At 51.4% G+C, this 26287-nt stretch carries 27 protein-coding genes and 1 pseudogene; 10 read left to right on the top strand and 18 right to left on the bottom strand.

Annotated features, from left to right (window positions below; all coding sequences use genetic code 11):
* Positions 1 to 29: 29 nt before the first annotated feature.
* The 3 genes from V6940_RS03970 to V6940_RS03960 form a co-directional block, all read right to left on the bottom strand.
* Positions 30 to 866, bottom strand: coding sequence for a shikimate dehydrogenase family protein (locus V6940_RS03970; RefSeq protein WP_333494903.1), 837 nt, complete (start codon positions 864 to 866; stop codon positions 30 to 32).
* Entirely contained in the window at positions 856 to 2205 is a 1350-nt protein-coding gene (locus V6940_RS03965) for an MFS transporter (protein ID WP_333494902.1), read from the bottom strand. The genes V6940_RS03970 and V6940_RS03965 overlap by 11 nt, the downstream gene beginning before the upstream one ends.
* Before the next feature lie 92 nt (positions 2206 to 2297).
* Entirely contained in the window at positions 2298 to 4148 is a 1851-nt protein-coding gene (locus V6940_RS03960) for a bifunctional sugar phosphate isomerase/epimerase/4-hydroxyphenylpyruvate dioxygenase family protein (protein ID WP_333494901.1), read from the bottom strand.
* Positions 4149 to 4280: 132 nt separating this feature from the next.
* Here V6940_RS03960 and V6940_RS03955 point away from each other — a divergent pair, with 132 nt between their 5' ends.
* Complete coding sequence (locus V6940_RS03955) at positions 4281 to 4919, top strand: TetR family transcriptional regulator (protein ID WP_333494900.1); 639 nt, start codon at positions 4281 to 4283, stop codon at positions 4917 to 4919.
* A gap of 23 nt (positions 4920 to 4942) precedes the next feature.
* On the opposite strand, the gene fumD is transcribed toward V6940_RS03955, so the two are convergent.
* Positions 4943 to 5155 carry a fumarate hydratase FumD gene (gene fumD, locus V6940_RS03950; RefSeq protein ID WP_185668663.1) on the bottom strand — a complete coding sequence of 71 codons (213 nt, stop codon included), beginning with the start codon at positions 5153 to 5155 and terminating at the stop codon, positions 4943 to 4945.
* Between the two features lie 233 nt (positions 5156 to 5388).
* Between fumD and ynhH the strand changes: the two genes are divergently transcribed.
* The 3 genes from ynhH to V6940_RS03940 all read left to right on the top strand — a co-directional run bounded on the left by ynhH (position 5389) and on the right by V6940_RS03940 (position 7581).
* Positions 5389 to 5613 carry a protein YnhH gene (gene ynhH, locus V6940_RS22745; protein WP_442910774.1) on the top strand — a complete coding sequence of 75 codons (225 nt, stop codon included), beginning with the start codon at positions 5389 to 5391 and terminating at the stop codon, positions 5611 to 5613.
* Between the two features lie 7 nt (positions 5614 to 5620).
* Positions 5621 to 7033, top strand: a complete 1413-nt coding sequence (gene pykF / locus V6940_RS03945) for a pyruvate kinase PykF (protein WP_185668662.1) — start codon at positions 5621 to 5623, stop codon at positions 7031 to 7033.
* 311 nt (positions 7034 to 7344) lie between these two features.
* A complete protein-coding gene (locus V6940_RS03940) occupies positions 7345 to 7581 on the top strand; it encodes a major outer membrane lipoprotein (RefSeq protein ID WP_002908860.1) in 237 nt (78 codons plus the stop codon).
* 63 nt (positions 7582 to 7644) lie between these two features.
* On the opposite strand, the gene ldtE is transcribed toward V6940_RS03940, so the two are convergent.
* The 7 genes from ldtE to sufA form a co-directional block, all read right to left on the bottom strand.
* Positions 7645 to 8661: a L,D-transpeptidase LdtE gene (ldtE, locus tag V6940_RS03935; RefSeq protein WP_185668661.1), complete on the bottom strand. Its 1017-nt coding sequence runs from the start codon at positions 8659 to 8661 to the stop codon at positions 7645 to 7647.
* Between the two features lie 109 nt (positions 8662 to 8770).
* Positions 8771 to 9187, bottom strand: coding sequence for a cysteine desulfuration protein SufE (gene sufE, locus V6940_RS03930; protein ID WP_333494899.1), 417 nt, complete (start codon positions 9185 to 9187; stop codon positions 8771 to 8773).
* Positions 9188 to 9199: 12 nt separating this feature from the next.
* A complete protein-coding gene (sufS, locus tag V6940_RS03925; RefSeq protein ID WP_333494898.1) occupies positions 9200 to 10420 on the bottom strand; it encodes a cysteine desulfurase SufS in 1221 nt (406 codons plus the stop codon).
* Complete coding sequence (sufD, locus tag V6940_RS03920) at positions 10417 to 11691, bottom strand: Fe-S cluster assembly protein SufD (RefSeq protein ID WP_333494897.1); 1275 nt, start codon at positions 11689 to 11691, stop codon at positions 10417 to 10419. Before sufD ends, sufS begins: the two co-directional genes overlap by 4 nt.
* Entirely contained in the window at positions 11666 to 12412 is a 747-nt protein-coding gene (gene sufC / locus V6940_RS03915; RefSeq protein ID WP_185668657.1) for a Fe-S cluster assembly ATPase SufC, read from the bottom strand. The genes sufD and sufC overlap by 26 nt, the downstream gene beginning before the upstream one ends.
* A 17-nt stretch (positions 12413 to 12429) precedes the next feature.
* A complete protein-coding gene (gene sufB, locus V6940_RS03910; RefSeq protein WP_220439723.1) occupies positions 12430 to 13917 on the bottom strand; it encodes a Fe-S cluster assembly protein SufB in 1488 nt (495 codons plus the stop codon).
* 10 nt (positions 13918 to 13927) lie between these two features.
* Positions 13928 to 14296, bottom strand: coding sequence for a Fe-S cluster assembly scaffold SufA (gene sufA, locus V6940_RS03905; protein WP_333494896.1), 369 nt, complete (start codon positions 14294 to 14296; stop codon positions 13928 to 13930).
* A gap of 524 nt (positions 14297 to 14820) precedes the next feature.
* On the opposite strand from sufA, the gene V6940_RS03900 reads away from it, so the two are divergent.
* A complete protein-coding gene (locus V6940_RS03900) occupies positions 14821 to 15357 on the top strand; it encodes a hypothetical protein (RefSeq protein ID WP_333494895.1) in 537 nt (178 codons plus the stop codon).
* A 110-nt stretch (positions 15358 to 15467) separates the two neighbouring features.
* Here the strand turns inward: V6940_RS03900 and V6940_RS03895 are convergent, their stop codons facing one another.
* Both V6940_RS03895 and V6940_RS03890 read right to left on the bottom strand, forming a co-directional pair.
* Positions 15468 to 15953, bottom strand: a complete 486-nt coding sequence (locus tag V6940_RS03895) for a hypothetical protein (protein ID WP_333494894.1) — start codon at positions 15951 to 15953, stop codon at positions 15468 to 15470.
* 684 nt (positions 15954 to 16637) lie between these two features.
* The gene (locus V6940_RS03890) at positions 16638 to 17027 is read right to left on the bottom strand and encodes a SecDF P1 head subdomain-containing protein (protein ID WP_333494893.1); all 390 of its coding nucleotides are present in this window, start codon (positions 17025 to 17027) and stop codon (positions 16638 to 16640) included.
* Between the two features lie 567 nt (positions 17028 to 17594).
* On the opposite strand from V6940_RS03890, the gene V6940_RS03885 reads away from it, so the two are divergent.
* From V6940_RS03885 to ydfZ, 3 genes are all read left to right on the top strand, one after another.
* The gene (locus tag V6940_RS03885; protein WP_333494892.1) at positions 17595 to 17936 is read left to right on the top strand and encodes a DHCW motif cupin fold protein; all 342 of its coding nucleotides are present in this window, start codon (positions 17595 to 17597) and stop codon (positions 17934 to 17936) included.
* Between the two features lie 114 nt (positions 17937 to 18050).
* The gene (locus V6940_RS03880; protein WP_333494891.1) at positions 18051 to 18296 is read left to right on the top strand and encodes a hypothetical protein; all 246 of its coding nucleotides are present in this window, start codon (positions 18051 to 18053) and stop codon (positions 18294 to 18296) included.
* 135 nt (positions 18297 to 18431) lie between these two features.
* Positions 18432 to 18635: a putative selenium delivery protein YdfZ gene (gene ydfZ, locus V6940_RS03875; RefSeq protein WP_185668649.1), complete on the top strand. Its 204-nt coding sequence runs from the start codon at positions 18432 to 18434 to the stop codon at positions 18633 to 18635.
* Positions 18636 to 18701: 66 nt separating this feature from the next.
* Here ydfZ and V6940_RS03870 read toward each other — a convergent pair whose 3' ends face one another.
* Both V6940_RS03870 and V6940_RS22740 read right to left on the bottom strand, forming a co-directional pair.
* Positions 18702 to 18959: a hypothetical protein gene (locus V6940_RS03870; protein ID WP_333494890.1), complete on the bottom strand. Its 258-nt coding sequence runs from the start codon at positions 18957 to 18959 to the stop codon at positions 18702 to 18704.
* Positions 18913 to 19073, bottom strand: a pseudogene (locus tag V6940_RS22740) (glyceraldehyde-3-phosphate dehydrogenase); the annotation flags it as partial. The gene V6940_RS03870 and the pseudogene V6940_RS22740, both read right to left, overlap by 47 nt.
* Before the next feature lie 283 nt (positions 19074 to 19356).
* Here V6940_RS22740 and V6940_RS03865 point away from each other — a divergent pair.
* The gene (locus V6940_RS03865; protein WP_333494889.1) at positions 19357 to 20442 is read left to right on the top strand and encodes a GGDEF domain-containing protein; all 1086 of its coding nucleotides are present in this window, start codon (positions 19357 to 19359) and stop codon (positions 20440 to 20442) included.
* Between the two features lie 20 nt (positions 20443 to 20462).
* On the opposite strand, the gene V6940_RS03860 is transcribed toward V6940_RS03865, so the two are convergent.
* The 3 genes from V6940_RS03860 to V6940_RS03850 all read right to left on the bottom strand — a co-directional run bounded on the left by V6940_RS03860 (position 20463) and on the right by V6940_RS03850 (position 23833).
* Positions 20463 to 21332 carry a hypothetical protein gene (locus V6940_RS03860; protein WP_333494888.1) on the bottom strand — a complete coding sequence of 290 codons (870 nt, stop codon included), beginning with the start codon at positions 21330 to 21332 and terminating at the stop codon, positions 20463 to 20465.
* Positions 21333 to 21428: 96 nt separating this feature from the next.
* The gene (ompA, locus tag V6940_RS03855) at positions 21429 to 22475 is read right to left on the bottom strand and encodes a porin OmpA (RefSeq protein ID WP_333494887.1); all 1047 of its coding nucleotides are present in this window, start codon (positions 22473 to 22475) and stop codon (positions 21429 to 21431) included.
* Positions 22476 to 22645: 170 nt separating this feature from the next.
* Positions 22646 to 23833, bottom strand: coding sequence for an OmpP1/FadL family transporter (locus tag V6940_RS03850; RefSeq protein WP_333494886.1), 1188 nt, complete (start codon positions 23831 to 23833; stop codon positions 22646 to 22648).
* 736 nt (positions 23834 to 24569) lie between these two features.
* Here V6940_RS03850 and V6940_RS03845 point away from each other — a divergent pair.
* Positions 24570 to 26279: a penicillin-binding transpeptidase domain-containing protein gene (locus tag V6940_RS03845; RefSeq protein WP_333494885.1), complete on the top strand. Its 1710-nt coding sequence runs from the start codon at positions 24570 to 24572 to the stop codon at positions 26277 to 26279.
* The last annotated feature ends 8 nt before the right edge of the window (positions 26280 to 26287 follow it).

The raw sequence follows: 26287 nt of genomic DNA, 5'->3' as shown, positions 1-26287 counted from the left end.
CCCAGGCTATTACGCCGCTGACCAGCGCTTTAGTAACGAATGTCCGCCAGCGCCTGGAGCTGTTCTGGTGTAGCCACCGGTAAGTGGAAGAAATCCAGATAGGCTGGGATCATCTCAAACAGCATGTCAGTACCGCGCTGCACCGGGCAACCGCGTTCCATCGCGGCTTGTAAAAATGGCGTGTATTCCTGCTTCATCACCACTTCACCGATAAACGTGCCGGGAGCCACCCGCGACATCTCGACCGGCAGTGGGTCACCGGGCGACATACCAAGCGGCGTCGCGTTCACCACCAGGTCGTGCCCTGCCGGGTCGCAAGACATCACCGTCAGTCGCAGTTGCGGATAGTGTGCCTGCAGCCGCGCCGCTAGCGCATTCGCCGTACTTTCACGGGTGTCGAACAGCGTTAGCGCACTGACGCCTGCGGCAGCAAGCGAGGCGGCAATCGCCGACCCCACGCCGCCGCAGCCGGTGACCAGCGCGCGCGCACCAATAGTGCGAAAGCCTTTGCGCTGGATGCCACGAACAAAACCATCGCCGTCAAACATATCGCCGGTGAGCGTGCCATCTGCCTCCCGGCGAATCGCATTACATGCCCCAGCAATTTGCGCTGTGGGGCTCATCCGAGTCACCAGCGCACAGGTCGCTACCTTATGCGGCATGGTCACCAGCGCGCCGGCAATATTGGTCAGGGCGAAGAGTGGCGGAATCAGCGTCGCATAATCGTCCGGCTTCACCCCCATCGGTACCACTTTGACATCGACCCCCTGGTTTTCGAACCAGGGGTTGTAAATCATCGGTGCTTTGAAACTTTCGGTCGGGTACCCCAAATGAGCAATTAACCGCGTATGCCCACTAATTTGCATGAGTACCCTCCTGCTCCGGCAGATCCAGCTCAATGCGTTTCACGTCGCCAAGGATAAACAGATAGGCCACCACGCCAAGTAGCGCCGCACCGCCGATATAAAACAGCGCGTAGAAGAAGTTACCGAACGCGGCAACGATAAAGCCAATCACCAACGGCGTGAGGATCCCCGCCAGGTTAGCGCAGAAGTTGAACAGCCCGCCGGTCAAGCCACCCAGCCCTTTTGGCGCCATATCGGAAATTAAGGTCCAGCCGAGGCCAACCATTCCCTGCCCAAAGAAGGCAAAGGACATCACCATAATGACCGCCGTATCGCTGGTGAGCCAGTTGGCGCTGATAATGCAGCTTGCCATCAATAGCCCGGCAATGATGGGCAATTTACGCCCCAGGTTGGCGCTACCGGTCGCCTTCAGTAGTTTGTCAGACACCCAGCCGCCGAACATCACACCGCCCGCTGCTGCCAGGAACGGCATAATGGCGAAGAAACCCACCTTGATCCACGGCATATGGCGTTCGGTCGCCAGGTAGGTAGGGAACCAGGTGAGGAAGAAGACCAGCACGGTGTTACCCGCGAACTGACCGATACTGGCACCAACAATCTGGCGTTTGCGCAACAACTGGCGCACCAACGGCCAGCTAAAGGCTTTGCGCTGCTCGGCTCCGGTCGTCATACCGCCGCCTGCGCTGATGTAGTCGCGTTCCTGCTCGCTAAGGCGCACGTCTTCATGCGGTTCACGGTAATGGCGCCACCAGACTAGCGCAAACAGGATGCCGACCACACCGACGGAGATAAACAGCGTACGCCAGCCGAAACCGTCCATAATCCAGAACAGTAGCGGCGCAAAGCAGGCTAAGCCGAGATATTCCCCGACGGTGTAGACCGCCGTTGCTTTGGCGCGTTCGTGCTGAGGGAACCAGGCGCTAACCACACGACTGTTCACCGGGAAGCACGGCGCTTCGCTGATGCCAAGGCCAAAACGGCACAGCAGCAGCGATTTTAGCCCCACGGCAAACCCGTGGAATAGCGTGAACAGCGACCAGAATCCCAGTGCCAGAAAATAGGTCACTTTATTACCAAAGCGGTCAAGGAACATACCGCCGGGGATCTGCGCCAGCGCATAGGTCCAGGCAAAGGCAGAGAAGACGATCCCCATCACCGCGGCGCCGATACCCAGTTCCTGGGTGAGTTGCGGAGCAGCAATGCCGAGCACGGTGCGGTCAAGATAGTTAATCATTGTCCCAACGGCCAGCAGCGCCAGAATACCGATGCGCCGCCGGGTACGAGGGACCGCGTTAACCGCCTCAGCGGTAGCCACGCGATTATGGCCGAGTGAATTCATAGTAGTTACCTGTCGTTGTCGAGTGCAGATGAGTGTTTATTGTTATGGTCTGTCCTGTGACGTTGGCGTACCGGGTGGTTCATTCCCGCGTGCTAACGGTACTGCATAGCCGAAAGCCGAACGGCGGCATTGACCGCGCCATACTGCGTATAGCCGTGGCGTCTTTCGGTTAATTCAAAGAAGAAGCGCCCTGCACTAAAGGGCCAGGTATAGCGATGTAAAAACTCACCGCCAGCGGCATCACGGTCGTAGAGAATTTGCTGACGCTGCATAAGGGCAACCTGTTCCGGGCCGCCAAAACGGGCCAGCAGATCGTCATAATAGTTTGCCGGTACCGGCAAGGAGAGCGACTCCGCCAGCGGTTGCTTGTCCAGTAATGCCGGCAGGTCACGGCAGGCAAACGCGGCATGCTGAAGCCCCGCACCCTGATAGCAGGCAACGGATCGTGCTATCTGCGTAGCCCGGCTTTGCGAGATATTCAGCGCCAGGCGAATATTGCCCTGCGGGCTTTGTACCGCCAGGCTGCGCACCAGGCCGTAGGGATCTGGCATCGTCTGTTCATGTTCAAGCGTAAAGCCCAATACCGCCCGGCAGAACATCACCCAGTTATCACGGCTGTCGGCCTCCATCCCTAGTGCCAGATGATCAATACCCAGCAGCGCGCCGCCGTTTGCCGTTGCGGTCAGGTTGAAATCCTGGCTGTAGATATCCTGATTACCTTCCACCAGATAGATGAGGCTGCCGTCGGGTGCGCAAACCGCTGGTATCGTGCTCTCATTCGGCCCCACCTCGCCCTGCCAGGTGGCGTAGCCATAGGCTTTTGCCCGCGCCACAATCGGCGCGCTTTCGCTGACCCGCAGCGCCATTGCGCACAGCGACACGCCGTGACGCTGGTAGAAGTGATCGGCCCAGCTGTGTGGTTGAGCGTTGATAATCACTCGCGCCCCGCCGTTGCTCCACAGTGCGACCTGCTTTGAACGGTGCGTACCGGCAAGCGTAAACCCCATCCCACTGAGCATGGCGCTCAGCTTTTTAGCCTCTGCGGGGCTGGCGGCAAATTCAATAAACTCGGTGCCCTGGTAAGTGGGTAAATTCGCGGTCTGGAACAGACAGGCGTCGGTGTGATCCAACGCGCGGTGCGTTTGCTCTTCCAGCCACAGCAGTGAGCGATAGCCATCTTTGGCCGTTGCACCATTCGGAGAGGCGCGGAAGCCGTCGTTAAAGATCTCCAGCGACCACGGCCCGCGATAGCCCACGCGTGTAAGCTCACGTGTAAACTCCACCAGCGGCAGTTCACCCTGGCCAGGGAAGCAGCGGAAATGACGACTCCATTCGAGCACGTCCATTTTCATCAACGGCGCATCCGCCAGCTGCAGGAAGGTAATTTTATCGACCGGGACTTCATGCAGGCGGCTGAGATCGTCACCGAGTGACAGAATATGGAAGCTGTCTAGCACAATACCCAGCACTGGGCTATCTACCGCCTTCACCCGTTCCCATGCCTGGTACCAACGGTTAACATGCGTTCCCCAGGCCAGCGCTTCATAGCCAATGCGGATATTTTCCTGCTCGGCGAGCGTCGCCAGCGCGCGGAGATCGGCAATCTGGAGGTCAATATCGGCAGAGCAGTCCGCCTGAACGTTACTGCAAAGCAACAGCGTGTCGCAGCCCAGTTCGTGCATCAGTGCAAATTTACGCTTAGCCCGCTCAAGGTTGGCGGCAAACTGCGCGCGCGTGCCACCTTCAAAATCGCGAAACGGCTGAAATAAGGTGATTTTAAGCCCCAGATCGTCGGCCATGCTACGGACATCCGCAGGCGTGCCGGTATAATAGAGCAAATCATTTTCGAAGATCTCAACGCCCTGATAGCCTGCCGCCGCAATTGCGCTCAGCTTTTCAGGCAGGGTTCCAGAAATAGACACGGTAGCAATAGAACGCAACATAGTTTCACCAGGCTCATGCGGTAACGGTGGGATGAATATGAATCATTTGGTTCGTCTGCGCCATATTTGGTTGCTAAATTGTGATCATTGTGTGTATTTTTTGTTCCCTTGGAAAAGTTAACAGGAGTTGTTATGTCCGCCATTACTCAAGACGAAGCCCAGTCGCTCAAGAACCGTATTTTCAACGCGGCCATTGCCGTGTTTGCCGAACATGGGTTGGCGGGAGCCAGAATGGAACAGATTGCCGGGGAGGCACAAACGACCAAACGCATGGTGGTTTACTACTTCAAAACGAAGGAACAGCTGTACCAGTCGGTTCTTCAGTATGTTTATTCACGGATCCGTGAAACCGAGCAGCAACTCGGTCTGGAGAATCAGCCGCCTGTAGAAGCACTGGTGCAACTGGTGAAGTGGAGCGTTCGCTACCACGCTGAACATGCGGACTTTATGCGGATTATCTGTATGGAGAACATGCAGCGCGGGAAATGGCTGCTGGCGTCAGGCGACCTGAAACGACTCAATAAAAGCGCCCTTTCGCTGCTGGAGCACATTCTTCATCGCGGGCAGGCGCAGGGCATTTTCCAGCCTGCGCTTGAAGCCCGCGATGTGCATCGCCTGATCAGCAGCTTCAGCTTCTATCAGGTTTCCAACTTTTATAGCTTTAATAGCCTCTATCTGGACGGCCCGCTTCCGGAAATCGATGACGATGCGCTGATTTCCCACCACAGCGAGCTGGCGGTGAAAGCAATTCTACGCTTCGTCATCGCCTGATCATTATTTATTTCAGGGCGTTATCACTGCCCTGAAAGCGCAGTCACTACCTTTTGCATCGCTTCGCGCGTCAGCTCGGAGCGCTGGATTTTGTTATTCGCCAGCGCCGTACGCACCACACCTGCAATCACAATATGCTTTGGCTCCTGGCCTAAATCGCGCATTTCCAGCACTACCTTGCCCACCACGCGGCACATTTCCTGATATAAAACGTCGTCTTTCGCCTGATTTCCCATCGTTTACGCTCGCTAATTTCCATTAAGAATCAAATTATTATTGATTCTATTAGTGGATAAAGCAAATCAGCAACGGCCACCGCGCGGCTTTACGCAGTTTGTTGCGCATCTTCGCTGTTACATTTTTAGAAATAATTCGTTTTTGTTTTGTTAATTAGCGCCTTTTGATTTTGAAACAGTGTTTTTATTTTCTTTTTGCAACATAACATCGTATAATCTGCGGCGTTTCTTTCTTGAATGGTTTCAGCTCATTGGACTGCATTAATAAACGATTAAAACATCGCCTATTTAACTATGCTGAACCTCTAGCACACTTTCCTCTGCACGCTTTTTTTATGTCACCTATCCTTATGGCGTGGCATAGCAACTTTCGTAATACCGGTTTGACTCCGTGGCCGTGCGCGCATGGAGCGAGAATTCAAAATCCCAATCCTTCTCAATCTCAACTTAAAGACTAAGACTGTCATGAAAAAGACCAAAATTGTTTGTACCATCGGGCCGAAAACTGAATCCGAAGAGATGTTAGGCAAAATGCTTGACGCTGGCATGAACGTCATGCGTCTGAACTTCTCTCACGGCGACTATGCTGAACACGGTCAGCGCATCAAAAACCTGCGCAACGTGCTGAGCAAAACCGGTAAGAAAGCAGCTATCCTGCTGGATACCAAAGGTCCAGAAATCCGTACCATCAAGCTGGAAGGCGGTAACGACGTTTCCCTGAAAGCGGGCCAGACCTTCACTTTCACCACCGACAAATCCGTTGTGGGTAACAGCGAAATCGTTGCTGTGACTTACGAAGGCTTTACTACTGACCTGACCGTAGGCAACACCGTACTGGTAGACGATGGTCTGATCGGTATGGAAGTGACCGCTATCGAAGGTAACAAGGTTATCTGTAAAGTGCTGAACAACGGTGACCTGGGCGAAAACAAAGGCGTTAACCTGCCAGGCGTTTCTATCGCTCTGCCAGCACTGGCTGAGAAAGACAAACAGGATCTGATCTTCGGTTGCGAGCAAGGCGTTGACTTCGTTGCAGCATCCTTTATCCGTAAACGCTCTGACGTTGTTGAAATTCGCGAGCACCTGAAGGCGCACGGCGGCGAAAACATCCAGATCATCTCCAAAATCGAAAACCAGGAAGGCCTGAACAACTTCGACGAAATCCTCGAAGCGTCTGACGGTATCATGGTTGCTCGTGGCGATATGGGCGTTGAGATCCCAGTTGAAGAAGTTATCTTCGCGCAGAAGATGATCATCGAAAAATGTATCCGTGCACGTAAAGTCGTTATCACTGCGACCCAGATGCTGGATTCCATGATCAAAAACCCACGTCCTACCCGCGCTGAAGCAGGCGACGTAGCGAACGCCATCCTCGACGGTACCGATGCTGTCATGCTGTCCGGCGAATCCGCTAAAGGTAAATACCCGCTGGAAGCGGTAACCATTATGGCTACCATCTGCGAACGTACTGACCGCGTGATGACCAGCCGTCTGGACTTCAACAACGACAGCCGCAAACTGCGCATCACTGAAGCCGTATGCCGTGGCGCCGTTGAAACTGCAGAAAAACTGGACGCACCGCTGATCGTGGTTGCTACCCAGGGCGGTAAATCTGCACGTGCTATCCGTAAATACTTCCCGGATGCCACCATTCTGGCGCTGACCACCAACGAAACCACTGCTCGTCAGCTGGTACTGAGCAAAGGCGTTATCGCTCAGGTTGTCAAAGAAATCAGCTCTACTGATGATTTCTACCGTATGGGTAAAGAAGTGGCTTTGGAAAGCGGTCTGGCTCAGAAAGGTGACGTTGTTGTCATGGTTTCTGGCGCGCTGGTTCCAAGCGGAACCACCAACACTGCATCCGTGCACGTACTGTAATAATCTACATACTTATTATAGTTTGCTTAAAAAAGCGCCCTCTGGGCGCTTTTTTTATACACTCAGATAACTGAGCTCAATAAAAAATCAAATAGGCTGTCACTATTTAAACTCGGTTTTTCTAAGATGAATCCGATGGAAGTTCCCTGTTTTCACACACTTTTTCGCCACAAAATCCTAAAGTCGATGGTTCTTTGAGCGAACGATCAAAAATAAGGGAAAACGCATAAAAAAATATTCTCAATATAAAAAAGTTTGTGTAATACTTGTAACGCTACATGGAGATTAACTCAATCTAGAGGGTATTTATAATGAATCGTACTAAACTGGTACTGGGCGCGGTAATCCTGGGTTCTACTCTGCTGGCAGGTTGCTCCAGCAATGCTAAAATCGATCAGCTGTCTTCTGACGTTCAGACTCTGAACGCTAAAGTTGACCAGCTGAGCAACGACGTGAACGCAATGCGTTCCGACGTTCAGGCTGCTAAAGACGACGCAGCTCGTGCTAACCAGCGTCTGGACAACCAGGCTCACTCTTACCGTAAGTAAGAGTTCTGGTAATAAAAATGGCGCACATTGTGCGCCATTTTTTTTGTCTGCGATTTGCCTGCTCTACTGCGTCACCTTCCCGGATGACGTTTCTGCACCCACCGTTTCTCCCCGCGCACTGTTCTGTACCGACAGCACCGGTTCAGCCGCAGAAGCCGTTCCTTTCCCCGTAGAGATAATCACCGGATAACCGGCACGACGCGACAGCGTTTTCTTCACCTGGTCTTCGCTCACGCTCGCCTGCTGGACGAACTGCTTAAAGCCAGGGGATAACGTCATCTTCATGGTTTGCGTGTCCTGTGCTTCGTTCTGCGACAGCGGGCGATGCACTTCCAGATAGCGAGAACCATCCGGCTCGACGGCGTACTTCACCGGTTCATTGATCACCCTGACCGGCGTTCCGCTACGTACCTGGGCGAACAGCGCTTTGATGTCCGGCGCATTCATGCGAATACAACCCGAGCTGACGCGCAGACCGACGCTGTCCGGGGCGTTAGTGCCGTGAATGAGATACTCGCCGTTACCGTACGCCAGGCGCAACGCAAAGAGCCCCAGCGGGTTACCCGGCCCAGCAGGCACCACTGCTGGCAGCGTGACGCCACGCTCCAGAGAGCGCGCGCGGATGCCCGCCGTTGGCGTCCAGGTAGGATTGGGGATCTTCTGTCCCACACGTGTCGTCATTTCCGGCGTCTCCAGCCCCTGAAGGCCTATCCCAATAGGATAAACCTGCACCTGCTGCTCTCCCGGTGGGAAGTAGTAGAGACGCAGTTCGGCCAGGTTCACCACGATCCCTTCACGCGGCACATCCGGCAGCAGCATCTGCGACGGGATAGTCACAACGGTACCGGGTCTTGGCACCGGGGCAATAGTATTGTTGGCTTCGAGGATCAGCATCGCCGCCGTATCAAAGCGCCGGGCGATGGCCTGTAGATTCTTATCACCGTCCTGAACGGTGTAGGTTTGATTCTGGCCGATTAAACGACTATTGGCGGGGGGTAATGGGTAGTCAACGGCCCAGGCGCTGGAAATGGCGCTGAGGGCTCCTAAAATGCTGAGTGTTAAGAGGGACGCGCGCTTCATATCTGGATTCCTTATTCATATTCACTGACAACGTGCCAGAAAGCTGAACCACCAGCGTGGCGGGCTTAAGCCCGCCTTTCGTAACAGAATGAAAGCTGTCTATTTGATATTAGCTAAAACTGGCTGCTTGCGTACGAATTGCCCGAATCATCGCCTCCAGCCCCTGAGAGCGCGACGGTGTCAGATGCTGCGCCAGCGCCAGCTGTTCAAACCAGGGGCGAACATCAAATGCCTGAACGTCGGCGGCGGTCATCCCATCGTAGAGGATAAACACCACGGCAATCAATCCTTTAACAATAGCGGCATCGCTATCGCCCTGCAGAGTTATCCTGCCCTGTTCATCGCGCCCCATCACTATCCACACCTGGCTCTGACAACCCTGAATAAGGTGTTCCGGGCGGTGTTGTTCAGCGCTTAACGGCGCCAGGCGCTGCCCCAGTTCGATGATGTAGAGATACTTCTCTTCCCAGTTTGCGCAGCGCGTGAAGTTGCGCAGCAGTTTGTCTTTATCCGGTAAAGCCGCCATCGTTGCTCCCTGTTAGCCCAATAAGCGCCTGATGCGCTGTAACCCTGCCACCAGCCTGTCGACCTCTTCTACGGTGTTGTACATCGCCAGCGAGGCCCGGCACATGGCGGGAACCTGGTAAAATGCCATCAGCGGCATGGCGCAGTGGTGGCCGGTGCGTACGGCGATGCCGTAGTTATCGAGAAAACTGCCCACGTCATAGGCGTGATGCTTGCCGAGGTTAAAGGCAATCACCCCGCGGCGCTCGGCGGGGCCGTAAAGATGCAGATCAGGCACGGTGGCCAGCGCGTCCAGCGCGTAGCGCATCAGCGTCTGCTCGTATTCGTCGATCGCCGTCAGCCCCAGCGCATTCACGTAGTCCAGCGCCGCACCGAGGCCAATAATGCCGCCGGTGTTGGGCGTACCCGCTTCAAAACGCCACGGCGCTTTGGTCCAGGTGGTGCCTTCAGTCAGGCTGACGGTCGCGATCATGGAGCCACCCCCTTCCCACGGTGGCATCTCCTGTAGGATCTCCGCTTTGACGTACAGCGCACCGATCCCGGTCGGGCCATAGAGCTTATGACCGGAGAAAGCATAGAAATCGCAGTCCAGCGTCTGCACATCAACCGGCAGATGCATCACCGCCTGCGCACCGTCCACCAGCACTTTCGCGCTGTGGCGATGGGCCAGGGCGATCAGCGCCGATAGCGGATTTTCCGTGCCCAGTACGTTGGAGACCTGGGTGACGGCCAGCAGACGGGTGCGTTCGTCAAACAGCGCCTCTACGGCATCAAGTTGCAGGGTGCCGTCAGGCGTGAGTGGGATAACCCGCAGCTCCGCCCCACTGCGCGCACAGAGCATCTGCCAGGGGACGATATTGGCATGATGCTCCATGGCGGTAATCACGATATTGTCACCGGCCTTGATGTTGCTGCTTCCCCAGCTATTCGCCACCAGGTTAATCGCCTCGGTGGTGCCGCGGACAAACACGATCTCTTCGGCGCTGGCAGCATGGAGGAAGTGCGCCACTTTCTGACGCACATCTTCCATACGCTGTGTGGCTTCGGCGCTGAGCGTGTGGATCCCCCGGTGTACAGCGGCATAACCGTGGCGATAAAAGGTCGCTTCGGCGTTGATCACCTGTTCTGGTTTTTGCGCGCTGGCGGCCGAGTCGAGATAAACCAGCGGCTGACCATGCACTTCACGCGCCAGCACTGGAAAATCACCGCGAACCTGTTGTACGGAAAAAGTCATTGTTTGCCTCCTGCCAGACGCAGCCCAATGCGCGCCAGCACGTGCTGCTTGAGCGCTTCCAGGGCAATGGCATCGGTCAGCCCGGCGGCAAACGCATAGAGGATGATTTTTTTCGCCTCCTCCTGCGCTATCCCGCGTGAGCGTAAGTAAAAGAGCTGCTCATCGTCGATACGACCCACGGTGGCACCGTGACTGCACTTCACATCATCGGCGTAGATTTCCAATTGCGGCTTGGTATCCACTTCCGCCAGCCGACCGAGCAGCAGGTTGTTGTTGGTCATCTGCCCATCGGTTTTAATCGCGTGCGGCGCCACGGTAATCACGCCGTTAAACACCGCCCGGCCCTTATCGTTAACGATGGTTTTATGCAGTTGGCGGCTGTTGCAGTAACCCTGATTATGTTCAAGCCAGGTGCGGGTATCGCACACTTCGTTGCCCACCGGCATCGACAGGCTATTCACCCGCAGGGTGCTGTTTTCACCATTCAGCTGTGTGCTGGTGTGGTGGCGCGTGACCGCCGAGCCCAACAGGAAGCTGTGGCTGAAAGCCGAAGCATCCCGTCCTAGTCGCAAATCGTTGTGGGCAAAGTGATAGCTCAGAGCATTCTCACCGTTCAGTTTAAAATGTTGAAGTTGCGCGTTGTCTGCCACCTCTGCGGTCAACCTCGCACCGGTAAAATGGCGCGCGGCATTCAGGCTAACGTACTGCTCAATCACCGTTGCCTGTGCCCCTTCCGCCAGCCGCAGGTGGTGGCGATAGTGCGCAGTGTTCATCTCATCAGAATCAAGGCCACGGGTAATATGCAGCAGCAGCAGCGGTTTTGCCGGATGCTGATTACGCGCCACCGCAATATGGGTCACACTGGTTGCCAGCCCTTCAGTCAGATGGAGGAACACTTCACCGTGCACGGCATCCGGCAGCGACTGACGCTGGTTATTAACCGTCACCTCAAAGCCACTCGCCGATAAATCGTCGCTCAGTCGGGCGTCGAACTGCCCGTCAACAAACACCAGCCGATAGGCATCCAGCGCCACCGCGTGCGCATCGCGCTCTGCGACGGTCAGCGCAGGCAGTGCCGGAGCAACGAAAGTGCTGGCGAGCAGTTTATCCAGCGAAGTGTACTTCCAGTCTTCATCTTTGCGTGTTGGCAGACCCAGCTTTTGTACCTGCTGGAGGTGCTGTTGCGCCTGAGGCGACACGTTGCCGCCCCGCGACTGAAACAGCGCATGCCACTGCTGCAGCGCGCTACTGTTGTTCGCTAAGCCAGCCATAGCCCTGCTCCTCCAGTTGTTTCACCAGACGGAAATCGCCGGATTTCACAATACGCCCTTGATAGAGCACGTGCACCACGTCAGGTTTGATGTAATCCAGAATGCGCTGGTAGTGGGTGACGATGATAAACGCCCGCTTGCCGTCGCGCAGCGAGTTCACGCCGTCGGCGACGATTTTGAGAGCATCGATATCCAGCCCGGAATCCGTTTCATCGAGAATACAAAGCTCAGGCTCCAGCACCGCCATCTGTAGAATATCGTTACGCTTCTTCTCCCCGCCGGAGAAACCAACGTTAACCGAGCGGGTCAGGAGATCCGCGGGCATCTTCAGCAGATCGATTTTCTCTTCCATCAGATCCTGGAAGTCAAAACGATCCAGCGGTTCCTGCCCACGATGCGCGCGCACCGAGTTCAGCGCGGTTTGCAGGAAGAACTGGTTACTGACCCCTGGGATCTCAACCGGATACTGGAAAGCCATAAAGATGCCCTCTCCGGCCCGTTCTTCCGGAGACAACGCCAGCAGGTCGTTGCCCTTAAACGTTACCGAACCGCCGGTAACGGTATAATCTTCACGGCCCGCCAGCGTCGCAGAGAGCGTACTTTTCCCTGAGCCATTTGGCCCCATAATGGCGTGCACCTCGCCTGGACGCACGTTCAGGTTAACGCCGCGCAGGATCGCTTTATCGTCAACCGAGACTTCTAATTCATTGATATTCAACATACCGTTTCCCTTAATCCTTAACCGACGCTGTGTTCGAGGCTGATAGCCAGCAGTTTTTGCGCTTCCACGGCGAATTCCAGCGGCAGCTCCGAGAAAACATCCTTACAAAAGCCGTTCACGATCATCGAGATAGCATCATCTTCGCTGATGCCGCGCTGCAGGCAGTAAAACAACTGATCTTCACCGATGCGTGAGGTTGTGGCTTCATGTTCCAGCTGCGCGCTGTTATTGCGGCACTCAACATATGGGAAGGTATGCGCCCCGCAGTCAGGGCCAATCAGCATTGAGTCGCACTGGGTGTAGTTACGCGCATTGGTTGCCGTCGGCATGATTTTCACCAGCCCGCGATAGCTGTTCTGACTGTGACCAGCAGAGATCCCCTTCGAAATAATCGTCGAACGGGTATTTTTGCCGATGTGGATCATCTTAGTGCCGGTGTCGGCCTGCTGATGGCCGCTAGTCAGCGCCACTGAGAAGAACTCGCCGACCGAGTTATCCCCACGCAGTATGCAGCTCGGATATTTCCAGGTGATGGCCGAGCCGGTTTCCGACTGCGTCCAGGACATCTTGCTATTTTCCCCTTCGCACAGCGCACGCTTGGTGACGAAGTTGAGGATCCCACCGCTGTTGTTGTCGCCGGGGAACCAGTTCTGCACGGTGGAGTATTTCACTTCCGCATCTTTATGGATGATCACCTCAACGACCGCCGCGTGCAGCTGGTAGCTGTCGCGCACCGGGGCGGAACAGCCTTCGATATAGCTGACATAGCTGCCTTCGTCGGCAATCAGGATGGTGCGTTCAAACTGGCCGGTCTTCTCGGCGTTAATACGAAAATAGGTCGATAGCTCCATCGGGCAGCGCACCCCTTTCGGGATGTAGATAAAGGTGCCGTCCGAGGCCACTGCCGCATTCAGCGCGGCGAAGAAGTTGTCGTTTTCAGGCACGACGGTGCCGAGGTAGCGCTGGACCAGTTCAGGGTGATCGTGGATCGCTTCGCCAAAAGAGCAGAAAATAATCCCCTGCTCGCCGAGCTTTTCCCGATAGGTGGTGGCAACCGAGACAGAGTCAAAAATGGCATCTACCGCTACCTCTTTGCCTTCGCGCACCGGCACGCCGAGCTGGTTGAAGGCCGCTTCAACTTCATCGGTCAAAAAGCTGCTGGCCCCGGTTTGCTGCTGCGCGCCCGGTTCGGAAGCACAGGTATCATCGCAGTTGCCGCACGACGGTGCAGAGTAATAGCTGTAGTCCTGATAGTTCAGCGAGGCGTAGTGGGCCTTCAGCCAGTGCGGCTCTTCCATCTGGGTCCAGGCGTGATAAGCCTTCAGGCGAAATTCCAGCATCCACTCGGGCTCATTGCGTCGGGCTGAAATCGCCCGCACCACCTCTTCATTGATCCCTTTCGCCAGTTCGTCGGTCTGTAGTTGGGTAAAAAACCCTTCTTTATAGTTCAGCGGGCCGCCGGCCCAGGTCTGGACATCGTCACTTGCATCAGTATTGCGCGTCATTATGTACCGCCTATACCCCGAAGCTTTCGCCGCAGCCACATTCGTTCTGCGCCTTCGGGTTATGATATTTAAACAGCTGGTTCAGGCCTTCCCGCACGTAATCCACTTCCGTACCGTCAATAAACGGCATCGCGCTTAAAGGTACCCACAGCTTCGCGCCGTCGGCTTCGAACAGCAGATCGTCTTTATTCGGTTCACTCACCGCGTCCAGCACATAGCCAAAACCCGCGCAGCCGGTCTGTTTCACCCCAAGCCGCACGCCCTGAATACCGGGTTGTTGTTTGACCAACTCCCGTATATGCGCCGCAGCGGGCGGCGTGAGCGTCACGCCGCGCCAGGTCACATCACTGGGATCGAAAGTTCCTGAATGCAAATCCATAGGTCTACCTCATCAGTGGAACCACAAAGGGATAACACCATGTTAGTGATAATGATTATCACTTCAACCCGCGCCGCGTGGGGGTATTCCCCGTTTTCCCTTTATTTATGCCTTTTTATAAGCATAGACCCTGCAACAATCGCCGATTGAGATAGATTTATTTTTACAATACTTTGAAAAATAATGGATTTATTAATGGTGATAGGTGGATTGGCGAGATGTGCTAAAGATGTATAGCCAATGCCTATTTATTTAATCGGTTTTGAGGGTTTCAGTGAATCAAGCACTTAGCGGATAATCAGTAGGTTAGGAAAAGTGAGGTATGGACATATGGGGACATATACGGTCTTTTTGATGCCCCCAAACTCAGGCGGAAGTTGTTTGTAAGTGCATAGTGCCAGCCGATTAACAACCGCATCACAATATCGGTCGAGGTTTTTTCCCGGAGCCTGAAACAGATTTAATAGTTAAAATTCAATTCATGTATACTTTTCGTCTAACTAATGAGTTGAATGAGATTTACGATGAACAATTATGGTGTTTTAGCCACGGGGCTAGGTTGCCTAATCATTGGTGGCCTTGTGGGGTACCATTTTGCAGGAAATTCCGTACCTGCATCAGGAGTCACACCCGCAGCCCCAAGCCAGCAAACTGAGCCTTCTCCTCCCCCCAAGCAGGAAGTCAAACCAAAGCCGAAAATTGAGATTTATACCTACAGCATTGACGACGTTTCAGAACAACGAGTTAAAAATGAACTAAAGCTGAAAGATCAACTTCGACGCGGTTGGGTAAGATTTTCAATGACTATCGACCGTATACGATGTGAAACAGATACTGACTGTTACGCCGTCAGTAAAGAAGGTGGTATAGGATTTTCCTTCCGCCCACATAACACAAAATCCGAAGATATTCAGTGGCTCAAGAACTTCGATGCTGACAGTGTTGTAGAGCTTGTCTGCAGCCGCTATCTTGATAAGGGGTTGTATTATGAGTTTCATGATTGCGCCCCCTTCGATCAAATGGATCCCGAATTAGTGAATGTTCATAAACTAGGCAACTGACCGTATATCCAGTATCTCCCAACATAGTGAAGGCTTCCGTATTCTGAAAATAGAAAAAGCTGCCTAAGGCAGCTTCTAAGGGAGATAAAAAAATTATAAACGTCGAAGGCTTATCCTTTGTCGCTCAAAACACAGCTACCCTTCTCAATCTGAGCGCTGACATCGGAACCAGCGATGTCGTTGCTAATACTGTACGTTATTTTTTTGGCCTTTTTATTGAAAGTCATCGTAACTGTGGGGCCAGCTATTTTCTTCGCAGCATCCATATTGCCAAATACGTAGAAGTCTTCAATCTGACCATCATCGTTTGGAGCAGAGCCGTTAAAGTAGAGCTCGATACCAAAATGGTCACCCAGCCGATCTTTCCAACTGGCATAACGATGCCATCCATCTGCTTTTTCTACATCCTGCCAAGTAACAATAGTGCTTTTTTTGGAATGTTCAGGGGTACATTTAAAAACGAGCATTGTCGGCTGATTAGCGGCCTGTGCGGTCCCCATCAAAAACAACGCTGCAAATATCATTTTTTTCATGGCATAACCTAACGCAAAGCGAGAATTATACACTTCAGAGCTGTAATGGTCATTGATGCGCATAAAAAGCCCCGCACATCGACGAGGCTTAAAAACGTGTTTACTACCGGTGCATATAGGGCAGGATCGTCAACCGGTGTGGGGTCATGTCTGTTAGACCCGTGGCGATTCACGTCAACTTTTTAATCATACTGTCACCTGTATTCTCTGCTTGCATTACCTTCAAGCACTAACACCGTTATTAAGAAGCAGCTATCGCGCTTTTACCGTTTTGCCCGATTTGATAGCAAGGCGTTATCTCTACTATCGCAAATCAGTCTGCGGTTCTCCCTCTCCAGCGCTTATTGCTCTCTGATATTCTGTCGGTGTCCACTGACTCAACCACGCCATCACTAAATCTGGTTGCGTTTGCTTTAGATAAGGCAGCCCGTGCCTCTTGTACACCACTTTTGAAACCTTTCCGGCCATTAGCCTTATGCTTACTGATACGCAACTGTGCTGCCAGATGGGCTCTTGCTTCGGCTCGGTTAGTTGGCTTCCTCTTTACCAATTCAAGATCTAATTGGTGCTGATGCTCGGCATTTGGTTTCGTTGGTTTCTTCGGCTTCATAGTGTCACTCTCGACAAATGTCCATTGAGCATAGATTAAAAAACCCCGACGGGCATTGATTAGCATCTACGTAAGGCTTCGCGTTCTGCAAAGGCAGAACCTGGACTTTACGCGCTTGTAGGCAACACAAACCGCTACTATCCATTTACTTTAAGCGTAACGCCGTAATCATTTAGCATCTGCAGGAGAATAACTCTCGGTATTTGCTTTGATGAAATTCTGAAAGTGATACCCAGAGCGGAGGTAATGACTACCGGGGAGAGCGCATTTCCTCTGTAGAAAATAATGGCGGTCTTGCCGATGTTCTGTCTTGTTAACTGAGTTAAAGGTTTTGCACACTCCGAGTTGAGTGAAAGAAATACATTCTCAGAATCAAATTCATCTTTAGGCGAGTATTCCAATGACGCCACGCATGCCGATGGAATAGCATTAACGCTATCGGCAATCTGAAATGTAAAATCGCCTTTATCTGCCCATGCGTGCACAGGTATTAGCATCGCTATAGAAAACACTGCTCTTAAAAACATATGGTATCCATTGTTACGAAACGGATTATACCTCATTGCGTTAAGGCCAAAAGCGCATTAGAGCTACCAATATTAGATAATCCCTTCATCTGTAAGACAGGCCAATTTATGCATTGATGAATAGCCTGTTTTAACTTATAAACAGAGTATTATCACTGGAGGTTGTGTGAGACCTTTCAAGACAGTTATCCGCTATGCTTGTGTACTTACCTACCTTTTTGTCGGAGTTTTTGGTACGTGTTTTGTGGGTTCGAGCACGAGAATGATGATTGAATACGGGTCATTCAACATTGATTTCGCTGAGTTAGCGCGAAAGAGTACGATTTACGGACTCTGCTCGATGTTTGCGGTAGTCGTGGTTTTACCTTCGTCTTATATTATCCAACACTATCTGTGGCCAGTTTTAAAGTTTATGGGTCTGAAAATCAGATATTTTTTCCATGGCTATTAAATTTGCCACACAGCTTCCTGAAAAACGCGTGTAGAACGAGAATAATTAAACGGTCAAATTTTATGCTGCCCTCTACTCTAAAGACGTTCACCCCATCAAAAAGAGAAACCATAAACATGAAAATGGATGCATTTGCGTTTGGCACGACCGACTGGAGCAAGATTGAAAGCACAGAGCATCCCGGAGAAACCGGTATCGCGTACTGGCGTACGCAGCACTTTGGTACCGAGCCCAATCAAATCCGCGTGCGGATGGTTGAGTACAGCCCAGGCTATCTTGCAGATCATTGGTGCCATAAAGGACACATTCTTTTTTGTATGGAAGGCGAATTAGAAACCACGCTCGAGGATGGGCGCGTATTTGTACTGAAAGCCGGAATGAGCTACCAGGTTGGTGATAACGCTGAGCCACATCAGTCCAGAACCACCATGGGCGCCAGACTCTTTATTGTTGATTAAGTCGCACGCCAGAGCGCCAGCGCCTCTGGCACGTTCTTCCTACCCATTCACGCATCTAGGCATCTTTCCCGCAATACGTTATCTTACCCGTTCAAACCACACCGGGGCACACTCGTGAGCAGCAAGACTGATTTTAAGCTTTACGCGCTTTGCTACATGATGATCACCTATGCCCTCATGTTCGTCTTCGTGTTGGTCTTCATTGATTTTGCGATTGGTGACTCAACTGAAGATGTGTGGAATGGACGTATGACCTTGCCTGATTATTTCCTCTCTCATGCCCTTCTCTTTCTCAGCATGGCCGGCGTTGGCGCCGCTGGCGGGTTTGTGCTGTGGTTTGTCAGCTATCGGAAATCCTGATTCGTTTTTCACTCCGCAATCACTCCATCTAAAAATAACCACTCTTTTGACGAAGCTCAAAACATGACGCGTGTCACAGCGGTATTAATTCACACCGCAAATGTATCCCGTCTTGAAATGTGAAAGGAGGAGACGATGAAAACCTACGATCGTAACCGTAACGCTATCACTATTGGCAGCCGCGTCATGATTGCTAACAATGGCGCGACGGGCGTTATCCGGTCAATTCACGGTGAAGGTAAAACGGCTGAGCAAATTCGCCGTACTGACTCCGTTGAGATTGAAGGGTGCGATGGCGTCTATTGCCCGCTGGATTTGATCCGTCTTGGCTTCAACTGATACGCGATCGTATTGACGAAAACCAGCGTCGAAAATATCAGCCTAAGGCCACGATTGTGGCCTTAATTATTTTTGTATCCTATCAAAAAGCACCTTATCCGAACGCGCTGTCTTATCGGCCAGTTTTTGAAACTGCTGCGTGCTGTAGAAGGATTCAGGTAACGGAAGTAACTGCATCTCTTTCCCAGGATAGATTTGTAGCGCCCCCAAATGTGAACGTTGATACCCTTCGACAACAGCAGGAAACGTCAACATCAGCGGCTGAGCGCTTTCATTAGATAGGCGGAGGAACAAAACGTTGATCCTCACGTTTACCTTTGCCATGCAAAAAAAGGCCAAACAACCCACCGCCGTATCCCACGACGGGCTCCGTAATCACGACGGGGATGGGAAAAAACCATATTGGTTATCCTGCAGGTAGCGACTCATATCCAGCATGCCATCTTCAGGATCAAACAGGCCGTCGGCTTGCGCTTTCCAGCAAAGCAATGGCAGCAGCAGGATTAATCACCGTAATGGCCACGCACATTCTCCAGCCCGCATTCTGAACATGGCTATAACCCAGATACATTTATTTTTATTATTGCGCGTAAGGCTTAAACACCGTAGGTTCATTTGAGCTTTGTCCAGTCTTAAACGAATTCAAGACGTGGCAGCATGCATGATTAGACTATAATTCCAGACTAGAGTTATAAATGGCGAGCCGTAGACAATGAAGGTAATGACCGACAGTAAGCGAATTTTAGATATCGTTAACTCCTGGGGCTACATCTGGTTTCTTAGTCTTAACGTGATTTTTTGTCTATGGACGCTGGCCAGCAATGTCTCTCACTCCTCCAGCAGTCTCAACAGCACCATAATCAACAAGTTATGCTTTATTACTATCATCGTTGCATTGTTCGGCTTTTACTTGAGAAGGCACATCAAAAAGAAATTCCAGCCATTAACGTTAGCCCTTTTGGTGTTGATGTTAGGTTTGTTATGGGGAGGAATGTTTTACTTTATGATGCAGAACTACAATACGCCCGCAACCTCCCTCGCCTTACTCATCACCCTCTTATTACCAGCAACTATTTCATTTTATATATCAGGAAGAATATTGATTCTTTTTTGCGCACCCATTGTATTTTCAATGATCCTTAGTGAACTGACATCTTTTGAGAAATTCAATCCATTACAAATTTCTGGAACAATTATTATTTTCGCAGTGGTAATAAGCGCTCGGTATATTCTTCTGGAATGGTATGTTCGCACACAGAACAGCGAATTCGCCAAAAGTATGCTGATTAAAAAACTTACGCGATTGGCTCATCGCGATTCTCTTACCGGGTTGCTGAACAAAGGCAGTCTGAATACGCATTTCGACGAGAATGTCCAGCTACTGCGGAAACCGGGCGAGAAGCTATTCATGATCATCATGGATATCGATTTTTTCAAGCAGTATAACGATCTCTATGGCCATGTTGCTGGCGATGAATGCCTGGTGAAGACCGCAAAATGCCTATCCCAGTCTCTCCGAAAATCAACGGATACCGCGTTCCGCTTTGGGGGTGAAGAATTTATCGTGCTCAGCCGCTGCAGCCACATTCAGGAAGCCGTTATGATTGCTGAGAGAATTCGTCAGACTATCAGTGATGCCAGGATTCCGCATCAAGGATCCCAGCACTCTTCCTGGCTTAGCGCCAGTTTCGGCGTTGCCCAGTGGAGAACGGGTAGTTCGCTGGAAAAACTGGCTGAAGATGCCGATAAAGAACTCTATAAGGCCAAACAAGCTGGGCGAAACCAGGTGTCATTCGCCAGAACTTAGCGTAATTTCCCCATCAGTGACTAGAGCAATTTAAACAAGAGGCGAATCGGCTTCAGTTGGGTCAGATGCAGCCAAAGATTATGCAGGTTAACGATACCCGCCTGCGCCAATATGGCCAGCGTAATCATCAGCGTTGAGGCCGTGATAATCAGCATTAAGCGATTGATATTTTTCTGGATTCTTAGCTGCTGTTTATCTCTTCTTTCGTCCGACTCCCACGCGACAATCGTAGAAATCGCCTGGCCCTGAACAAGATATTTGCCCTCTTCAAGTTTGACATCGCCAGTAACCACCAGAGATTGCAGCAGTAGTAAAATCTTACGTCTAAAATCCTCATTCTTTATATGGCGATACCAAAGCGTGCCGTACAGTAAATTAATCACGTCATGACCGGTCACTCCGGTATGCGTCTTTTCAGGCGATTGGCGGACATACTCGCTCACCAGCATTTTCAGCAGCATGATACGATCAAGACCGGTCATTTCCCTGTTCTGTGGAAACTGAACGAACAGCTTATTTTTAGTGCGGGTAATCAGGTTCTTCAGATAGGCGATTCGCGTAAAATAGTTAACCGCAAAAAGAACAATAGAGTCGAACCTGAGCGGGCCATACTTTTTCCAATGAATGATTTCAACATTCATTTTCTCAATATCGCTAATCGCGATATTTAATCTGGCAACATATGCATGTTCCTCAGCATTCCATTTTTCAAGCACTACGCTTTTGCCAATCAGCTTGAGCAGTTGATATTTCTCTTGCTTTACGTCTGAGAAATTAACGCCGTAGTAGTTATAGACTTCACCATCTTTCAAGCTGTTAGCGGTGAACACGGGGAGAAAATAACTCCACATTTTAGTTTTAAGTTTTGATACCATCGATTCTATAAACATGATGATTCTCTACAGCGCTCATATCATAGCGAAGATTAAATTGATTAAAAAAAGCCCTTCTTATCCAAAGATAAGAAGGGCTTTTTTGGCACTGAATTACTGCTTGTCAGTTATCTCGACCACCACATGGCGGTCTGGCGCCAGGCAGTTAATCAGTTGCTGACCAGACTGTCCATCACAGCTCGCACCGGTCACTGAATCACTGGCGCCATGGCCTTCAGCGGTAATGTTGGCCGCCGGCATACCTAAAGCGACTAACTCATCGGCAACGGCCTGAGCACGCTGGGCGGAAAGTTGCTGGTTATAATTGGCAGCACCGGTACGGTCGCTATAGCCAATAACCACCGTCGTTTTATCGTTCGCTGGCTGCATTCCAGGGTTATGATAAAGCTGGGCGATAGCCGCCTTACCTTCAGCCGTTAATGCCGCGGAATCATAGCCAAACATCACATCGGATTTTAAGTTAAAACGTTGAGGCTGTGGTGCGGCAGTAACCGCGACAGCAGGTGCGGCAACAACCGCAGCATCATCGTGCTGACCAAAACGGTATGAGAGGCCCGCCGTGACAGAATGGACATCGCTTGATACGCCAATCTGGTTTTCATTACCCACATTGCTCACCCACTGATATTCCAGACGGCCAGCCCAGTTCTTATTAAAGGCATATTCCGTACCGACGGCGACAACAGGACGCACACCGGTATCAAAGCGATTATGGCCTTTAATATCAGACTCGGCGCGATAGCCCATCGCCCCTGCACGACCATACAGATCCCAGCTATCCGTCAGGCCATAGCTGGCTTTTAATGACAGTTGCAGACCCTGGCTTTTCATCTGAGAACCCGATGCGCCGTTTCGGCCATTAAACTGCATATTACCTAAATAATCATAGCCACCTTCAACAGCCAGCCAGGGGGTAATCTGGTAGCCCGTAAATACACCGCCGCCCACATTATCGCTATTCTTGCCCACATCGCCGAACTTATTTCCGTCGGCATTAGTTTGCTGGCTGGTGCTGGTATCCGAATAGTGTGACCAGCCGAATTTACCGCCGGTGTACCAGGTTCCAGCATCTGCTGCCGCGAAAGCTGTCGTAGCCGTCAGTGCATTTGCAATAATGAGTGTAATAAGTGCCTTTTTCATAATCATCCTATTATAGCGTTGCCATTAGTCAGTGAGTTACCTAAGAAGTGGCGCTACAATAGTTTTTTTAGCGTGTGCTGATAATCGATAACTTGTTTATTTCTGGATAAATCGAATGTCCCGAATTCTGGACACCATCGCGGCTGCGGCATGAAAAGCGATTATTCAGCTTAAAACTGGTAGCTATAATTGACGCTCGCAAACCATAGCCACGGGTGGTTGTATTCGCCGCCAAATGCCGCTGATTTAACCTGTGAAGACTGCATATGCAGGTATTCCACCGCCACCCCGATATTGCTGGCAGGGGTAATCTGATATTGCGCTCCAGTAGCAAAACGCCACTCGTCGCCGGTCGGTAGGGAAAGCGCGACATCGCTTTGTGACTTGTACGGCGTGCTGTCAAACGCCACGCCAGCGTTAACTCGCCACTGTTCATCCGGGCGATACTGAACCCCTAATGCCGTATGCCACGTATCCTTCAGTCGGTTAGTTTTATCGCTGGATTGTCCGTTAACTGAAATCTGCGGACTACCAAACTGGCTCCAGTCTTGCCAGCCAAGGTCGCCCATAACCGACCATTGTTTATTAACGTCGTGAACAAGGCTCATCATGATTTGCTGTGGCGCACGTACCTGAGCGGCAATTGGCAGGTCATATTCGACGTTTGGCACGTTAGGGAAACGCGCTTTACCATCGATATTAAAGTGATAGTCCGTTTTACTCGTCCAGGTAACGCCGGCTCGTGTTTGATCGGTTAAATCCATCAACAAGCCCAGGCGGTAATTCATCGCCCAGTCATGGTCGTTTTGTTTTTCGTCATTACCATCGACGTTTCGCGTCAGCGAGAGCACACCGTAGTTCAGTCCGGTTGCCGCACCAATTGAAACCTTATCACTTAATTTCCAGGCAATACCGGGGCTAAGTGTCATCGCCACCATGGTACTTTTTTTAATCAGACGATCCCCAGCCCAATTGCCAAAATCAATCCCGAGCCCATAGTTGCCGTACAACCCCAGGCCAGCTGAAACCGTGTCGCTTAAACGTTGCGTATAAAACATGCTGGCGTTGGGAAAAAGCTTCATAATATTGCCCGGGCTTTGGCGCCCCGCCGTTTCATCATCAAGGGTGTAGGGAATATTTCCCCCCATTGCCTGCAGCCCGCCGGTGACCATGTGATCCGGTAAACGCGTCATACCTGCTGGGTTAGTCAATAGCGTTGACGCATCCTGAGCACGTGCCGCCTGACCCGCGCCTGCTAATGCAGTATCTTCCGTACCAATTTCATAGAAATAGAGTGCACTTGCATGACTGTACGTTGTAAAAAAAAGACCCGTGATAATAATTGTTTTTTTATTCATTTGGTTACCTTGAAACAGAAAGCGTGGATTATCTTTGGTTCTAAAAGAACCTGAATCAGGTCATTTAAAGCGTAGAAGTATCACCGCGCTAAAACAAAATAATAATTATTAAACCTAAACCGTATCATAGCGATAGCGAATGAACGCTGTCTTCGCTTGTTTTATCCAGTATTAAATATTGAGAACAAACGCTATCTATTTTCACTATGGTTTGTTTAATAAAAACAACAGTAAAAGATAAGAAAGTAATCAGCTTTATATTTAAATTCGCCTGTCGGTACGATTGGTCATCACATCAATGATGCCTTCCCTGCCCTGGAAGGTTAGGGTTACAACGTTCAGTGCTGCTGTTGTGGCGAAAAGACAGTCATACGCCCAGGCTTAGCCTGCAGGGTAACTGAAGCAACATTAGCCAACTAAGCCGGATAAATCCGATAACGTTGCGGCTTCGAGCAAAATAGCCACACTGTCAGTAACGATAAAAACCATCTTCGGATGGTTTTTCTGCCGCTATCATTCGCTATATCCATTCTAACGTCCCCTATCTGGCTCAAGATAATATCCCTTTCACGTTGAAATAATCTGTTAACTTAATGACTTGTTATCAATGACGTTCCCTGTAAACTGATTATTCAGCTCGTCGGGTAAATGGATATTTGCATCGCATCATTGTGGTCACGATTAAACCGCTGACCATCTGGCATTTAATTAAAAAAATAAAAAATCATGTGGTTTAATGTTACAAATGAAAACAAAATCAACAGAAAAGCAAAATAAAGACTCATTTATTACATCTCGTTACATAATACTCTGCATAGGTATTCTGTTTTGCCTTGCTGTTTTACTGGTGCGAGTGGCGGATCTGCAATTTTTAAATCACCCGATGCTGGCGCGTGAGGCCGATCAACGTTCGCTGCGTACCGTGGTGCTGCCAACAAACCGTGGAACGCTGGTAGACCGGAACGGTGAAGCGCTGGCGATGAGCGTACCTTCGCGCGATGTGGTGGTCGATCCGGTAAAAGTGGTTGAAGATAGCCCTAATTTCCGCGATCCCAAATGGCAGTACCTCGCCTCGGCGTTAAATACCACGCCAGACCAAATTGCGAGCAAGATTTATCAGAACGCACACCGTCACTTTCTTTTTCTCGGACGCAAAGTTGAACTCGGTATCGCCAAGGATGTTGCCGACCTTCATATAAAAGGCATCAGCGAAATTTACGACGACAGCCGCTTCTATCCAATGGGTGAAGCCTCCGCCCCCTTAATTGGTATTGTCGGCGCGGATAATACCGGCCTGAACGGGGTGGAAAAAGGCTACGACAATATTCTGCAGGGTGAGCCGGGTAAAGAAATTTATCGTAAGGACGCCAATGGCGGCATTATCAGCGTATTAAATTACGATGCGCCAAAACAGGCACCGACGGTGCAGCTCAGTATCGATAAATTCGATCAATACACCCTTTATAGCAAACTGCGCGATGGCGTTCTGTTGAATAAGGCCGATTCCGGCGCGGCGGTGCTGGTTAAAATTGATACTGGCGAAATCCTCGCGATGGCCTCTTATCCTTCCTATAACCCGAATAACTTTGATAACGCCACCCAGACGCAGATGCGAGATGTGGCGATCAACGACAGCTTTGAACCGGGTTCCACGGTGAAGCCGCTGGTGATTATTGAAGGGCTGGAACGCAATATCATCCAGCCTAATACGCTGCTGAACACCACGCCGTATAGCGTGAATGGGCACCTGATCCGTGACGTTGGCCACTGGCCACAGCTTACGCCAACCGGTATTCTGCAAAAATCGAGCGATATCGGCGTATCCCACATTGCCCTGGCAATGCCGGCGCAGGCGTTGGTCGACACCTATCAGGCGTTTGGCCTCGGTAAACCAACCGATCTTGGCCTGAGCGGCGAAAGCGTGGGTTATTTCCCGCTCCACCGCCAGCAGTGGGCGGACATTGAACGCGCCACCTTCTCATTTGGCTATGGCCTACGCGTCACGCCGCTGCAAATTGCCCGCGAATACGCCACGATGGGTTCCTATGGCGTCTATCGCCCTCTGTCGATAACCAAAGTCACGCCGCCGGTCATGGGCCAGCAGGTTGCCGATCCGAACATTGTCAAAACCGTGGTTCATATGATGGAGAGCGACGTTCTGCCCGGCGGCAGCGGCGTGAGGGCTGCCGTGCCAGGTTATCGACTGGCGACCAAAACCGGTACGGCAGAGAAACTGGGCGATAGCGGTAAATACGACGGCGGCTACGTGAACTATACCGCGGGCGTCGCACCGGTCAGCCATCCGGAAGTGGCGCTGGTGGTGGTGGTAAACAACCCAACCGCAGGCACCCACTTTGGTGGTTCGGTAGCCGCACCTATCTTTGGCAATATCATGGGGCCAGTGCTGAAGAATATGAATATCGCGCCGGATGCGCTGCTGCAGTAGTGAGGCAG

The organism is Kluyvera sp. CHPC 1.251, assembly GCF_036759945.1.
Lineage (GTDB): Bacteria > Pseudomonadota > Gammaproteobacteria > Enterobacterales > Enterobacteriaceae > Kluyvera > Kluyvera sichuanensis.
Note: the sequence above shows the minus strand (reverse complement) of the source record. Positions and strands in the feature narration are given on the sequence as shown.